The organism is Stenotrophomonas sp. Iso1 (assembly GCF_027497995.1).
Taxonomy (GTDB): domain Bacteria; phylum Pseudomonadota; class Gammaproteobacteria; order Xanthomonadales; family Xanthomonadaceae; genus Stenotrophomonas.
In genome coordinates this window covers 2,034,287-2,048,389 of sequence record NZ_JAODBT010000001.1, presented here as the reverse complement: position 1 = coordinate 2,048,389, position 14,103 = coordinate 2,034,287, and the positions used below count along the sequence as shown (strand labels likewise).

Below are 14,103 nucleotides of genomic sequence, written 5' to 3'. Positions count from 1 at the left end.
GGCAAGGTCGCCGCGAATGATCGGCAAAGCCACGCATGCTCCGGTCGCAGAAGTTTGCTGCATGGCTGCGCAAGCTGATTCCGGGGCGGATGCGGCTGGCTCGTTGTCTCGGAAGACGGCGACGGCACGCATTTACCGTGCGAACGTCACCGCCAAACGAGTCGCCAAATCCTTTGGCAGCGCACACACTTGCCGATGAGCTCCACTCGCCTCAAAAACGCGGTACTCCGGAAGGGATCACACGCTCTATCCCGCCTCGGATCGCATCTTTGACGGCTTCCTTACCGGCATCCATCGCGCCATCGATGGCATCGCCAACTGCACGCTGTGCACCTTCCTTGATATCGGAAGCCTTTTGCCGAACACCATCAATAACATCCTGCGTTTTCTCACTCACCGCGTCAGTCGCTCGATCCAGCTGATAATCAAGTTCCTTTCCGGGCTGCAGGAACCGTTCGTGATCACGATCCATCACATGGCGGTATTGCCCTACGCCATTCGGCTCGCGGCGTGTGCCTGAGCCAACAACGTTCTTCACAATCCAGCCCTCAAAACCCATGTTGTCGCGCAGATCAATGGCATCCGAATCGTGCATGAGAGGTACATTGGCATGGCTGGTATCGCTATTGACGTCGATATCTTTAGGGTTCGCCTGTAGTACCTGTTGTTCAAAGCGATTCAGCTCGTAGGATTGGGCTGTCAAGTACTCACGTGCCGCGGCATCGTGCTGGCGCAGATCACTGTATTGCTTGGCCCGCGCAAGGTGACGCTCATGCATTGCATTGCGCTTGCGTATCTCGTTGACGAAGATTGCTTTGTCGATACGGGTGATCGGCCCAAGCATCCAGAAGCCGGCATGTGAATCATGCACGTAGTCGTCGAAGAACCGGTCGACATCTGCGGGAATCGCACCGGTGTCGTCCACCGCTTTGACCACGTCCTGCTGTGTCTGTGAGGGCGATGCCGGCACGTTCAATTTCATGGACGCCAAGCCAATCGGAAGAGTCACCGTCTGTGGTGTGTGCGCCGCTCGTGCGCGCTCGAGGTCAACCTGCCAATCCTTGTTGCCCTCCTCCATGTCCGCCCTGTCCTGTGCACTGGCATTGCTCCAGCTCTTCAGTGTTTTGAGCGCTGCATCACTGGTGTACTTCCCACGCCAACGCCAGTAATGCTGCATCTGGGTCTGCATGCGCCCTTCCATGTGCCCCCGCTTGCTTCCCCTGACGTTCTCCCCCTTCTCGTTGGTCGGAGTCCATTGTAGATAGGCAGAAAAAGCGCTCTGCAATGCAGGTTCAATCCGGTAGTCGTTGACCAAGTCCTTTTCGACGCTGTCCAGCGGATCAAGTTTCACCCCACCGTTGACACCCTCAAAATACATATCGTTCAAGGGGATCTGCGCCAACATGTCACTCCGCCCCCCGCGCCCCTTACCCTGATCGCCGGGCGCGTAACCGCCGCCGATATCCGAGTGCACCCCAGGGTAGACAAACTCCTTGGCCTGCGCCGGCCAATTCCCGCCCATTCGCAGGGTGGACAGCGGGAACGAGCGACGAATCTCATGCCCCGCGCAGTAGTGCACCGTCTGTTCAACACCCGCCGGAATTCCCATGGACCCGCTGGCCCAATCAAGGAACCCACCGCCCACGGGCGAGGAATCCGCCAGAAGTACAGATGCGACGGTGTCATACAAGCCAACGAAACGGATATTCAGTTCTGCCGGCCCGACCTTGCCAGCGGTGGCCAACTTGGCCCAATTGACGAAGGTCCGTGCCTCGGCGGCACCACGTGAAAAACCAAATACGGACAGGTGCAAGCGGATGATGTTGGGGCGTTTGTCCTGCACTTTGGTCATTAAACGCTGGTCGATGTCCTTGAAGATGCTCACCATCTTCTGGTTGCCCCCGCGGTAAAACGTCCTCAGACCGGTCCAAATACTGTCAACAAGATCCTCGGCTTCATCGTCAAGGATTAGATTGGTTTGAGTCACCGATACCGAAACTGCGTTGTACAGCTGGATCAGCGCGTAATGGATGCGCGCCTCTCCACCTCGAGCCATGCTTTTGCCCTTGCTGTCTTCGCCCTTTTCACCGATCTCCTCGAATGGTGTCCCTACGCCGGGAATGTAGTACTTGAAGTACTCAATCTCGTCCAGCTTGTGCACATCAAACAAGCTGACCACGTTGGAATGACCGGCACTGTCACGGTCGCGATTCTTGTTGTTGTTGGTGCCATCGAAGAAAATGCCGACATGGATCTCGCGGACGCAGCTTAGGCCTTCTGCCTTACAGGCATCTGCCTTGCCCGCGCGTACTGAAAGCTCCCGCGCACTGGGCTTGCGTGTGGCACGGGGGAAGTCCTTAGGCAGTTGCATGCTGGCATTGGCTTTCGCCCCATACTTGTCGTTGTCCCAACTGTCCCCTGCCGGCGCGCTACCCAAGGGCTCATAACTGGATAACCAGTCGCGCAGTAGAAAAGGCTGTTTTTCGCTCGGCCGGAAATACAGCAGCTGATCACCATTGGGCAGCAGCAACGCGGTTCCAGTGACGTGTTTTTGGTCAGCGAAATACCAAGCCTCGGTCGATCCATCATCGCGGCGCGCTACGGCCCACCAACCAACCCGGAATTCGCTCATCGGACTTCTCCAGGCACGGCGGCAGATTCCATTGCCGGATCTGGCCGCTCATCATCACCGCCCTTTGGCGACCACCCCGGGGGAGCGGCCGGATAGCTGGGTCCGGGGTAGCCCTCGCTCCTGGGAGTACCGTTCCAGATCAGAATCCTCACCTTACCCTCCGGCAGGAAATGGATATTCAGCGACCCCGGCTGCTCATAGCGCTCAATGGGAACCTCTGCTTCGTGCCAGGTTTTGGTTGGGTCTCCGGCATTTTTTCCACTACTGGTCGCCCATTTAACTCTTGCGGTCAGCCCCGGATACCATTTTCTCGGATACCGCACGCAGCAGACCGAGCCCCCTCCAGCATAAGCACCGATGCGGGTGCCGCCAGCCTCGTCTACATAGAATGGCCGGATCGCCTGGTCCGTAGAGTTGTACCCATTGATGCTTGCCGTTGAGGTTGTCTCGTCATCAGATCCGGCTTTACACCCAGCAACGAAGAGCAATAGACAGAGCAGCAGCCCTGCGCGAGAAAGTACGGCTGCACGCATGGTGAGCGCCGTGATCTTTCGTCGAGGCGTCCCTTCTCCGGTGACACACGTGTTGATGAAGTCGCAGCCCACGTCTCTACCTGTATTCAACACGCGTCTGCTCCCATTTCATTTCCCTGTTGCTGCACGGATTCGCTCACCGCACCGAAGGTTTCAGGTTTCTCTGACCAACGATCCACGCAACGCACCTCAAACCCAGAACCATCCCGTTTCACTGGAAATGGCACACGACAAAGCTGCATGACAGCCCCATCACCGCCGTCCAGATACTGCACAGAGTCTCCGTCGCGCACGAGCCCACGAAAAATGTCCTCATTGGCATTTTTTATCCAGCTGTCGATGACCGCATTCGTCGGTAGCCGCAATCTGATCCACCGGCGCGGTGCACCGTTAGATTCCCTGGAGTCGTTGTCTGTCATGGAAGCACCCCACGCTCTGCTTCTGGTCGGCGGTATTCCAGCTGCTCCCAAATGGCATTGCCCCACAGTGGCATCTTGTCGACCAGAAGATACTCGCCCGAGCCAACCCCTTCCCACGTCGTTCGAAGCGTCGGAATGGTGTGAAAATCCACACCCGAAGTGAGGCTCAGTACTGCGAACTGCAGGCGGCTTTTCACGTCTTTCACATTGAATTGAGTAGCCGTCTTCAGGATGCGCACCAGGTCGAAATAGAAGTCACCACGCATCTGCGCTGCGGGCACCAGGCTTGGCGTTTGCTCCCAAAGCAGGGTGAAGATTCCGTCCGCTTCAGCATTGCCACGCAGGGCACGGAATTGAGGCATCCCCAGATGCAGATGAGTGTGACTATCCGCTGGCGCAATCAATGGTGTAGCCGGCACCCAACGGGCGTACTGCCCCTGTCGGTCCACCCAGGCCCATTGCTCTACCACTGTGCGGACCCGTGTTACCTGCTCCGCATCCAATTGCTTCAACAGCTCCGGCAGCACACGTGTATCCGCGAAGCGGCAGTGAATGGGTTGCTTCCGGTCATTGATACTGGCCATACCCAGGTACAGACACAGTGCCTGCAATGCAGGTACCTCCGCAGACGTGCTGAGCCAACTCAACGCAGTGGTAGGGTTGCCCAGCTGCAGAAGCTTCTCGATCTGGGCGGTCATCCGGACACGGTCACGCACAAGCGGTACGAGCAGAACACCCGCATCACCAAATGCGGCCAGGTCAGAACCCGCGTAGCCATGAACGATGCTTCCGCCATTTCGTTCAATCAACGCGTAAAAAGGTGCTGCATCCACCAATGCCGCGTCCACCACTGCCCAGGTGGGCGGCACAGAGTCGCCGCTGATAACACCTGCCAGCGATGACGCTGCCGCAGGAGACAGTGCATTGTTCGCAAATGCTGAAGACAAGGGAGCACCCATCTACTGCAACGCTGCAAAGGGCGAGCCTGAGACCGCCGCTTTCAACATGCATTCCACGCACACGGATTTTGGGAACAAAGGTAACGGGTAGTCTCCCTGCACCGGGCCCACAAACGATTTCTTGCTGGCATGCACCGTGATGGTCCCCGGGCAACTGAAGACAATGTTTCCACCTTCCAAGGTCACGCTTGCACCGCCTGCGGTTGCCACGTGCAATACCTTTCCTGCAGCCAATTCCACCGCCGCTTGCGCACTGGCAGCACGTAGCCCTTGCCGCGACTGGATGCGTACCAAGTCGTTCTGAGCGAGCACATTCAACTCACCTGTACCGCTGACAATACTCAGTGCGTTGCCATCGCCTTTGCCCTCCAGCGCTTTGGCAAGCATGCCAACCGCCTGCTTCGCATGCAGACGCGCATTGCCGAGCACGGTTGTATCGCTGTCGCCACCGCTTGCGAGCAACAACCCCTCACCAACCGTCCAGTGCAGTGCCTGCCCGGCTACCTGTGCGATTCCGGCAGGTGCAGCAATACCCAACAAGGGGTCACCGCTGTGGGGTACGCCGCCCTGGCTTCCCTGCGCGCGCCGTTCCGCTGCCTCGCTGCGGGCTGCACCAAACTCGCTCCCGGATACGATGGTTCTGGCACTTGCCGACATCGCGGTCAGCGGCGGCTGGTCAGGCACCAAGGTTGACTGGTCAATGCCGCGTGCACCTTCCTGCATTGCCAGCGTGCTGGTCAGGTGGGTCCGCGCGACAGTGTTGAACCGCTCACTCATTGTCTGCAGCTGCTTGAGCAAGGCCGATGATTGCACCACTTCACCGGTGGGACTTGAAGGATCCCGCCCATAGGCACTGAACCAACCGCCGGCAGTGGCACGTACCGCGCCCCAACCATCACTGCGCAGTTCGAAGCCGGTACCGCGCAGACTGCCTAAAAAGTTTTCCGCCTGATGCCGCAAGTGACCCATAGTCAAATGAGAAGCCTGCTGACTGCAGGCCAGTTGCACGCGTAGCTGTTGGTCGGAATCATCAAACAGAAGGTGATTACTACCCTTCCCGCCTCCCCATTCGCTCGAACGGATCCCCCATAGCGCACCAGCATGCCGGTGAGCATCGTCGCCGCCTCCTGCGGCATGCCAAACAGGCGCATGTCCGCCGCTGAGATTAGCTTGTGCACTGGCACGCTGATCTGCGGCCTGCGAATACGCTGAACGGCTCGCGCTCCCCTCGGCCCCCGCCGGTGTGGGCGCTACACCGGCTTCGCCCCGGCCGTTGTACAACGCGCCCAGTACGATCGGTCGATCAATATCGCCTTCCAGGAAACCGACCACTACCTCCTGCCCGATGCGCGGCAGAAACTGGCTTCCGACGCCTGGCCCCGCGTAACGTTGGGCTACGCGCAACCAAGTGGTGTCCCCCTGCTCGTCCTGGAAGTGGAAGCGGACACGTATTCGCCCCAATGAATCGGCATGAACGTCATGTCCACTTCCGTCCTGCCCCGCGACCACCAGAGCAGTCTGGTAACCCGGCGCGGTCGGGCGGGGATTCAGGCGTGCACCGGTCTCGTCCTCGAGTAGCGGGCGCCATGGCACGGAACGCTCAGCAGCCTTGAATGCATTGCCGTAACCCACTTTCTCGGCTTGCCGCCAGCAAGCCGGGCTACCGGCCGTGGGCACTTCACCCATCACCTCGTTCAATGCCTGACGAAGATCGGTTGGCAAATTATTGACGCCCGCATGCTCAACGTCCACCAGCAACAACTCCGGCACGTCAGCAAAGGGCGCTTGCTGCACACGCAGCCACGTGCCCGATTGGAAACCACGCACGCTGCCTTGGCCATTCCACGTCCTGGCGTGTACCTCATGCACCTGTGCTTGAAGCCTTGCGTAATGATCTGCGGCATCTCCGTTGCGGAAAGCGTACGCACCTACGGCATCATAATTTTCACGCCGCGACTGGTCGCCACCACCATCAACCGGTAGCTGCAGCGCAATGCTCCCGGCCCGCCGATAGTCATCGCTGTGAAGACTGATACCTGTACTGGTCAGGACGCGACGACGGCCGAGACTCTGGATGCTATCCGTTGCCTCGGTTGCATCGCTGCGATGAAACCGGACACCCACCTGTGCACTGCTTTCGTCTTCGGGCAGAGCAATACTATCGGCGAAGATCTCCATGCCATTCCCGCACTTGGCCTGCGCGTTCCCATGAAGGCGCCAGCCCAAGCCTTCTTCGGCGAGAATCCGCTGCACAAACGATAGATCACTTTCGCGGTACTGGACGCAATAGCTGCGAACGTGCCCGCTGAGGAACTCATCGCAACCCTGCGCCCATTGCCAGTTGGCCAAGTCTCCGTACTCACCGAATACTTCATCAACGATCTGCCTGACGTTTTTTTCCTGGAAGACACGACTGTTCCGCGCGTGCTGCAACCACCATGTCCACGAGGCCAGGGACAGGCGATACCGCACTAGCCCCCCATCACTCCCTAGTCTTTGCGCCGCAGAAATCAGGCCGCCACGCTGCCACTCCGTGCCATCAGGCATACGTACGAGCAATACGGCTGATGTCCCCAGCAGATCATCCAGTGGCTGATCTTGATCCGTGGACAAAACGTCCACTTCGGTAATCACATGCGTTCCCAACGCATCACGCCCCCACCAGCGCTCCACCACCAGGCAGCTTCCGAGGCTCGTAGATTGCAAGCGATACAAACGCTGCGCACCGCTCAACGCGGCAACTTGCGCCATTAGGTCATTCAGCTGATCCATGCCATTTCCAGATGCTTTGACAGTCTGCGCGATGTGCAGACATTTATCGGATTTCCTGCGTTCGAATTTACCAGAAACAGCAACACCCAAAAAAACGAAACCTTCAACTTGATGAACAGGATGAGTGTGATCTTGATTCGTCATTTCACATGCAACGAAAACTCGGCGGCAATGCGCTGTCCGATGCGGAAAGCCACGCTAGAATCATGGTCAACTTCCCATGAGATTTGCCATGCTGGATCAGGATGCCCTGCTGGCCCCGATTTCCGATAATGCCCCGACAGGTGAAGACCTTTCATTCTCCATTGAGTTTGATCGGATCATTGAAAAACGTCGTGCCGATGACCCGACTCTGGATCAGGGTGCGTGGCAGACCGATATCAAGTACGCCGATTGGCAAGGCGTGCTCCGCGATTGCAACGACCTACTGCTGACCCGCACCAAGGACCTAAGGCTCGCCGGCTGGCTGAGCGAAGCCAGCACCCAACTCAACGGCTTCACGGGCCTGGCGTCCGGCTTCCGCGTCATTGCAGGGCTATGTGATCGCTACTGGGAAGCTGTGCATCCGCTTGCGAACGATGACGACCAGGAAGAGCGCATCGGAAATCTGAGCTGGTTGCTGAGCAACTCCCTGCACTGGCTGCGCACAGTACCCGTCGTTGTCTCGCCGCAAGGACGTTTCAGCATTACTGATTTCGAACACGCGCATGCGCGCGCGAACAATGGCGAGGCTGACGACGGCAAGCCGGGCCTGGATTTACTGGAAGCCGCGCGTCGCGATACCAGCCACGATTTTTACCGCCAACTTATTCACACACTTCCGGATTGCGAGTTGGCCCTGGCCGAACTGCAAGCGGCTGTCGACAATAGATTGGGGATGGATGGCCCCAGCTTCAGCGCCGTTCGTGAGCAGCTTGATCACATCCAGCGCACAGTGCGTCGTTTCGCGCGCGACGCTGGAATGCTGGTTGATGGCGACGTGGATGTACCCACCAACATGCAGACCGAGACGCCATTCAAAAGCACATCCTCCCCTGTGGACGCGTCCAACAGTTCGCGAGGTACAGACGGTGCACCTGCTACTCGCAAGGAAGCCCTGCAGCAGCTCCGGCAGGTTGCCGAATTTTTCCGTCGCACCGAACCCCACAGCCCGGTGGCCTATCTTGCGGAAAAGGCCGCACGCTGGGGAGAGATGCCGCTGCACGTCTGGCTCAAACGGGTCATCAAAGACCACGGTACCTTGGAGCAGATGGAAGAGATGCTCGACGTGAACCCGGATACGGAGGGCTACTAAGCCCTCCGGTCAAGCAACCTTGGGTTTACTGGATCTTGAATTCGATACGACGGTTGCGGGCGCGACCGTCGTTGGAAGTATTGTCGGCCACCGGCTCATCAGGCCCTTTGCCGAGCACATCCATGTGGCCGGTGGGGATGCCCTTGGACATCATGTAGTTCTTCACCGCCAGTGCGCGTGCGTGGCTCAGAGCCAGATTGGATTCGCGATTCCCCACGTTGTCCGTATGCCCGATAACCAGGAACCGGCGATCAGGCATCTGCGCCATTTTCACCACCATCTCATCCAAGATGCTCATTCCAAACGGCGTGAGTCTGGCGCTTCCGCTCTGGAACTCGACAATGCGATTGGCCAGCGTCTGATCGAGAATGTTCTGCTGCGAACCCACCTTCAAACTATTGGTGACGGTGTAAGACGTGTTGCTGGCAAGGCTCAGATCACTGGCCACCTGCTGCCGCAGCGCTTCGTTGCCAACCTCACCGGTAATACGCACCGACTGACCATTGACTTCCAGCTTGCCCGGAGAGACGCGCTTCAACCCAGGATTGATCATGCCTGCGACGTAGTCGCCCCAGTTCGGTGGGGTAGCAATGCTCTCCACCTGGATACGATCAACCACGCGTTCGGCACCATAAACGGAACGCAAATTGTTCAGGAGCTTCGCTTTGGTCGCCTGGTCCGGCACCACACCCTCGATAACCACGGGGCGCTCAGTACCTGCGCGGGCATTAGCCGTGTTCTGGGCAGCCAACGGTGAGGTAGCCAACAGCAAGGCCAGCGCCACATGGAATATTTGCAAAGAAGGCATCATCACGTTCCCAGAAAAGTCTCGCCAAACAGCTTGCGCGCGGTGGCCAATGTCAGGTCATCACGATCGAGGAAGCTGCCAAGACGATTAAGGTTGTAGTCGCTACCGAGGTATTCCTCCACCCAATCTGCGTCCTTGAGATGTATGAGGAAGCCGCTGTCGTCGTCCGGGTCGAGCACCGAACGAAGTACCTGCCGGTCAGCGCCATTGAAACCCACCACCATGGAAGACTTGGCGTCGTTACGCACCAGCACTGACAGCTCGAAATCCCCCCTGGCCACGAAGCTTGCGATCATATCCAGCCAGAATGCGGCAATCAGCGGGCGATATCCCGCATCACGTACAAGCGGCAAAACCAGACCCTTGTCGATATGCACGTCACCACCGCTGAACACCGGCTGCAGCAGCAGGCCCAGCGCTGGCAGCATACGTTTCAACGACACATCGCCGTGCCCTGCTTCGCGCAAGCGCTGTTCCAGTTCGCCGATCGTGCAGCTTTCCATGAAGTCCTGGAAGCTTCCGTTGTAATCGTCCGCCTTGGTGCTGATGCTGAAACTTGCTTCGCCCAGCTTGGCCAGTGCTTCGGAGGCATCGTCATCCTGGTACGCCTGACGCGCCAGCCTGGCCAGACCAGACCAGGCATTGGACATCGCCAACGGGCTACGGCCGATGAAAGGCAACGGATCGGCTGCGTCCAAACGAAGTACGGACAGCAACGGAAAGCGCCGTTCCGATGCATCGCGACTCGCTAGCAGATGGCCACACAACACGGTCTTGCTGCGTGAGCCGAGGAATGCGTAATGGATATCGGGAGCCTCGTCGTAATGTTGCTTCCAATCAGGATTCTGGCTCAGCAGCTCCAGGCTCTCCCCCGCCCAACGGTCCAACCATCCCAGCAACTGATGGTTGTCCGTCGTGCGAACGAAATCACCGCGCGAAGGCACTTTGCCGAAGTAGGAAACCCCGGCGTTGATTACCCGGCTCATTGCACCCCTCCCGTCTGCGGAGCCGAAGCTTGAGGTACCGCTGTCGTGGCGGGTACCGGCGTGCCGCCTGCCACCGTTTCGGGCAACTGCAAGCCGCGTTGCCAATCACCACCATCCGAACCGACGCCGGCGCGCCGGACGATACGCATTTCAACCGTCACCGCGACACCTTCATTTTCCCAGGTGATGCGACTGGAGTCGTCCAGGCGCTCGTACTTGCCCTCGGACATCAGTCGCTTGAAGCCATTGGTGCCCGGGGCATTGAACACCTCGATCGTACGTCCGTCGCCAGTCAACGCCGTGATCTTCACCCCCGGGATCTGGCCGACGTTCGGGTACTGCATCGTTGTCCATTGGGGCGGCGTGTTTCGATAGCGCAATGCCTGGCCATCGATCTCGATCGTGTACTCGACTGCGCCGGTCGCGGGTGAGGGCAGGATTTCGAAGATCGTGGTATCCGGAGACGCACCGATTGCTCCGCCTCCTACCCAGTTACCGTAGTTGGCCACCAACTCTGCGGACAGATTGATGCCCACCCCGGCCCAGCGTCGCGCTTCGAGCAAAGGCCCCCTCTGGATCACCAGGGTACCGAGCGCCTCCTTGTTGAAGCTGGCGATACTGCCATTTGCGCCGAAGATGGCGGCTATATCACTGGCAGCGGCGTCCACGTCGGAGTTCAGATTGAATGGGTACTGTTGGCCAATCCGCGACTTGAACGGTTCGTGGACCTGCGCCTTCCATGTCTTGTTAATCTCTTGCTCGGTTGGCGGGACCAATGCCGTGAATGTCTGCGTCAACGGGCGCAACAGCAGCGGGCGAAGCGCTTCACGCTGACTGTCGTCCAGCCCGGTCAGCACCTGCTCGTCGACCAATGCCAATGCCACACTCAAGTCGGAGCCATCGTTGCTGAGTGTGTCCTGCATCAACTTCCGTGCACCAACCCCGATGTCCCCTTGGCTCTTGATCGCATTCAAGCGCGCACGCAGCTTGCCCAATGCTCCGAAGTAAGCGGTGATGACAGCCGGTTGGTCGCCTCGTTCGCTGGTCAGGCGTGCGATGCCCTCAAATGCCTTACCCACTGGACCGACAGGCTGAGCCGCTGCGGCGGCAACGGGATCCTTGCGCAGGATAGTGCGCTGAAACCATGCCACAAATCCCTTGCGCGCCTTGCTAGATTGCGCCAGCGCAGGCGGGTTGTCCCATACGGTTTCTTCGTTGATTTGCGCCAAGAGGACGCGCAAGGGAGACGTTCCTGCGTCACCCAGACGATTGATGCTTGCAGCAGCCTGATCGAAGGTACTGAACTCAGCGATGCTCAGCCCTTTTACGAATTTGCCCCACTCACGGGCGTACTCCTGTTTGTACATGGCCGCCAGCTCACGGGATACGTGTTCCGGACTTCCAGCCAGTGACAGGTCGCTCTGCTCAGTGGTACCCAACACCCAGTCGGTGGTACTCAACTGCGTATTGGCGGCCTCCTTGATCGCATCCTGCACGTAGTCTTCCCATGCCTTGCGGGTGAACGCGCCGGAAATGGCGTAGTTGCCGTTTATCAGCCGTCCATTGCGTTCCTCACCGATCAGACTGTCGACTGTGACCGTCCCAAAACGGGCTCCGGCCCTGGCCTTGATCTGGGCGAAAACGCGCTCCATCGCTGGCTGCCCGTTCATTACACGGCCCAACGCCTGCCGGGTATCGCCGACCAACGTGACCTTGTTCTGTATCTGCGGCCAACCTGGCTTGCCGGACTGCGCCACATAGAAATTCATCAGCTTCTCCGCCGAGCGAACCATCTCCTCGCGACTCATCTGTCCACGATTGGCATCCAGCCAGTTGCGCCAAAACAGCGTCAACTGTTGCGACAGATGCGCCCCCTCGACGTATTTGGAATTCCCCAGCATCAGATACGTCTTAAGCGCGTTGTACGCGTCATTGGTGCTTGTCGGCGATGCATTTTGGTACAGCTTTTCACTGTCCGAAGCGGCCGTATTTGCCTTCCCCAGCTTGTCGCGCTCGGAAACAACCTGACCCAGGTAATCCTCCAGACTGGATACCGTCGGCGACAACATCACCTGCTGCATTCCATGGTTGTACTCACGCAACAACTTCGCGCGAATTTCGTTGCCCTGATACAAGCCAAGACTGGTAGTGATGCCGCCCCCCTTGCTGTAACGATCAAGCTGCTCCATCCGATCCTGCAGCAACAGCAGAGCATCGATGCGTGATTTCAGATCCAGTCGACCCTCCTGAACCTGTACTGCTTGCTGCAGATCTTTGGTAGCGTTTGCCACCAATTGTGCATTGGTCGTGTAGGACCACGTCCATAGGCCCAGCGCCAACGCCAAAGCGCCCACCGCACCGAGAAACACGCCGTACCGCAAGCGATTCTGATGTGGGCTTGAGTATTGCCGGACCAGTTCGCGGTCGGCAAAGATCACCTTGCGGAACAGATCCTTCAGGAAGAATGCGGTCTGCCCTGATGGCGCCACGTCCTCATTGGACCCGCGCTGCAACCCAAACTGACGACCCACACGTTCGGATGCATGGTGCACCGATCGCCCTTCCTGCAATGCGCTGCTGAAGTAAAAGCCGCGGAATACGGGTTTGAACTGATACGGGTTATCTTCGAACAACGTTGCAATGAATGTCCGCAACGCGGGCTTTATCCCCATGAATTCCAGCGGCAACGACAGCAGCCCCGGTGACACTTCTCGACCACGTTGCATGGCCATATGGGTCAAGCCCATTTCCTTTATGCCGTCAGCAAGTTCATCGAAATGTGCATCGAAAGCAGCCAGTGCGTCGGTCTGCTGATGCGCATCAAATGGCAGCGTTGCGCCCCACACATGCTCACGCTCGCCAGGGTCCAGATTGCGGAAAAACTCGCCAAATCCCGCAATCAGATCCGCCTTGGTGAATAGCACATACACCGGAGCAAATACTTCCAGCTGCTCGGTGATCTCTTGCACGCGCTGGCGAAGATTTTTAGCCAGCTCCATCGCAAATTCAGGCTTGCCACCGGACAACTCCGCAATGCTCGCCGCGATGATCACACCATTGATTGGAGCGCGGGGTCGGTTTTTCTTCAGCAGCCCGAGGAACGTCAACCACTCCATGCGATCTTCAGAGCTGACCGAGTAACGACCAGCCGTATCCAACACAATTCCGTTGGTGGTGAAGTACCAATCACAGTTACGGGTGCCGCCAATTCCATGCACGACATTGTTGTGGTTCTCCTCAAACGGGAACTGCAGGCCCGAATTGAGAATCGCCGAACTCTTGCCGGCAGCGGGATTGCCGATGATCACGTACCACGGAAGCTCATACAACGCGGCATTTCCCTTGAGCATCCCCATACGCGACGACTTGATCTGCTTGACGGCCTCCATCATTCGATGGCGCAGCGCCTCTGTATCGGCACGTTGCGCTGGCTGCGCGCTGGCAACCGCCCGGTCTGCCTCGCCCTGGACCAGCGCCTCCACCTTCTTGGCGGCACGACGCGCCAGCATCCGCTTGACGATCCACACAAACAGCGCCAAAGCCAGCAACACGGAAATTGCGATGGCAGCCCAGATGCCGATCTCTCGTGCTTCCGCCTCGCCATACCAAGCCAGTCCGCTGGCACCAACCAACCCAAGTACCATCCACAACCGGTAGTCACGCAGGTAATAGCTGAAGTTGCTCACGCTCATGCGGGGAA

Annotated in this window: 9 protein-coding genes; 1 reads left to right on the top strand and 8 read right to left on the bottom strand. The window is 58.4% G+C overall.

The window, feature by feature from the left end; all coding sequences use genetic code 11:
- Positions 1-211: 211 nt before the first annotated feature.
- The 5 genes from PAN08_RS09020 to PAN08_RS09000 all read right to left on the bottom strand — a co-directional run bounded on the left by PAN08_RS09020 (position 212) and on the right by PAN08_RS09000 (position 7,459).
- Positions 212-2,632 (bottom strand): DUF2235 domain-containing protein, encoded by a 2,421-nt coding sequence (locus tag PAN08_RS09020; RefSeq protein WP_269791100.1) that lies wholly within the window; start codon positions 2,630-2,632, stop codon positions 212-214.
- Positions 2,629-3,165: a DUF3304 domain-containing protein gene (locus PAN08_RS09015; protein WP_269791099.1), complete on the bottom strand. Its 537-nt coding sequence runs from the start codon at positions 3,163-3,165 to the stop codon at positions 2,629-2,631. Before PAN08_RS09015 ends, PAN08_RS09020 begins: the two co-directional genes overlap by 4 nt.
- Positions 3,166-3,251: 86 nt before the next feature.
- Positions 3,252-3,584 (bottom strand): hypothetical protein, encoded by a 333-nt coding sequence (locus PAN08_RS09010; protein WP_269791098.1) that lies wholly within the window; start codon positions 3,582-3,584, stop codon positions 3,252-3,254.
- Positions 3,581-4,543 carry a DUF4123 domain-containing protein gene (locus tag PAN08_RS09005; RefSeq protein ID WP_269791097.1) on the bottom strand — a complete coding sequence of 321 codons (963 nt, stop codon included), beginning with the start codon at positions 4,541-4,543 and terminating at the stop codon, positions 3,581-3,583. Before PAN08_RS09005 ends, PAN08_RS09010 begins: the two co-directional genes overlap by 4 nt.
- Positions 4,544-7,459, bottom strand: coding sequence for a type VI secretion system Vgr family protein (locus tag PAN08_RS09000; RefSeq protein WP_269791096.1), 2,916 nt, complete (start codon positions 7,457-7,459; stop codon positions 4,544-4,546).
- Between the two features lie 88 nt (positions 7,460-7,547).
- Here PAN08_RS09000 and tssA point away from each other — a divergent pair, with 88 nt between their 5' ends.
- On the top strand, positions 7,548-8,609 hold the full coding sequence (tssA, locus tag PAN08_RS08995; RefSeq protein WP_269791095.1) for a type VI secretion system protein TssA: 1,062 nt from the start codon (positions 7,548-7,550) through the stop codon (positions 8,607-8,609).
- A gap of 25 nt (positions 8,610-8,634) precedes the next feature.
- Here tssA and PAN08_RS08990 read toward each other — a convergent pair whose 3' ends face one another.
- Genes PAN08_RS08990 through tssM form a run of 3 tightly spaced genes read right to left on the bottom strand, consistent with a single transcriptional unit; the run spans position 8,635 to position 14,095 of the window.
- Positions 8,635-9,417, bottom strand: a complete 783-nt coding sequence (locus PAN08_RS08990; protein ID WP_269791094.1) for an OmpA family protein — start codon at positions 9,415-9,417, stop codon at positions 8,635-8,637.
- 2 nt (positions 9,418-9,419) lie between these two features.
- Positions 9,420-10,403 (bottom strand): type VI secretion system-associated protein TagF, encoded by a 984-nt coding sequence (gene tagF, locus PAN08_RS08985; RefSeq protein ID WP_269791093.1) that lies wholly within the window; start codon positions 10,401-10,403, stop codon positions 9,420-9,422.
- Positions 10,400-14,095, bottom strand: a complete 3,696-nt coding sequence (gene tssM / locus PAN08_RS08980) for a type VI secretion system membrane subunit TssM (protein ID WP_269791092.1) — start codon at positions 14,093-14,095, stop codon at positions 10,400-10,402. The genes tagF and tssM overlap by 4 nt, the downstream gene beginning before the upstream one ends.
- Positions 14,096-14,103: the final 8 nt, after the last annotated feature.

Excerpts from the sequence above, each read along its gene's own strand:
- PAN08_RS09020 (WP_269791100.1), bottom strand. The coding sequence starts at position 2,632 with ATGAGCGAATTCCGGGTTGGTTGGTGGGCCGTAGCGCGCCGCGATGAT.
- PAN08_RS09015 (WP_269791099.1), bottom strand. The coding sequence starts at position 3,165 with ATGCGTGCAGCCGTACTTTCTCGCGCAGGGCTGCTGCTCTGTCTATTG.
- PAN08_RS09010 (WP_269791098.1), bottom strand. The coding sequence starts at position 3,584 with ATGACAGACAACGACTCCAGGGAATCTAACGGTGCACCGCGCCGGTGG.
- PAN08_RS09005 (WP_269791097.1), bottom strand. The coding sequence starts at position 4,543 with ATGGGTGCTCCCTTGTCTTCAGCATTTGCGAACAATGCACTGTCTCCT.
- PAN08_RS09000 (WP_269791096.1), bottom strand. The coding sequence starts at position 7,459 with ATGACGAATCAAGATCACACTCATCCTGTTCATCAAGTTGAAGGTTTC.
- tssA (WP_269791095.1), top strand. The coding sequence starts at position 7,548 with ATGCTGGATCAGGATGCCCTGCTGGCCCCGATTTCCGATAATGCCCCG.
- PAN08_RS08990 (WP_269791094.1), bottom strand. The coding sequence starts at position 9,417 with ATGCCTTCTTTGCAAATATTCCATGTGGCGCTGGCCTTGCTGTTGGCT.
- tagF (WP_269791093.1), bottom strand. The coding sequence starts at position 10,403 with ATGAGCCGGGTAATCAACGCCGGGGTTTCCTACTTCGGCAAAGTGCCT.
- tssM (WP_269791092.1), bottom strand. The coding sequence starts at position 14,095 with ATGAGCGTGAGCAACTTCAGCTATTACCTGCGTGACTACCGGTTGTGG.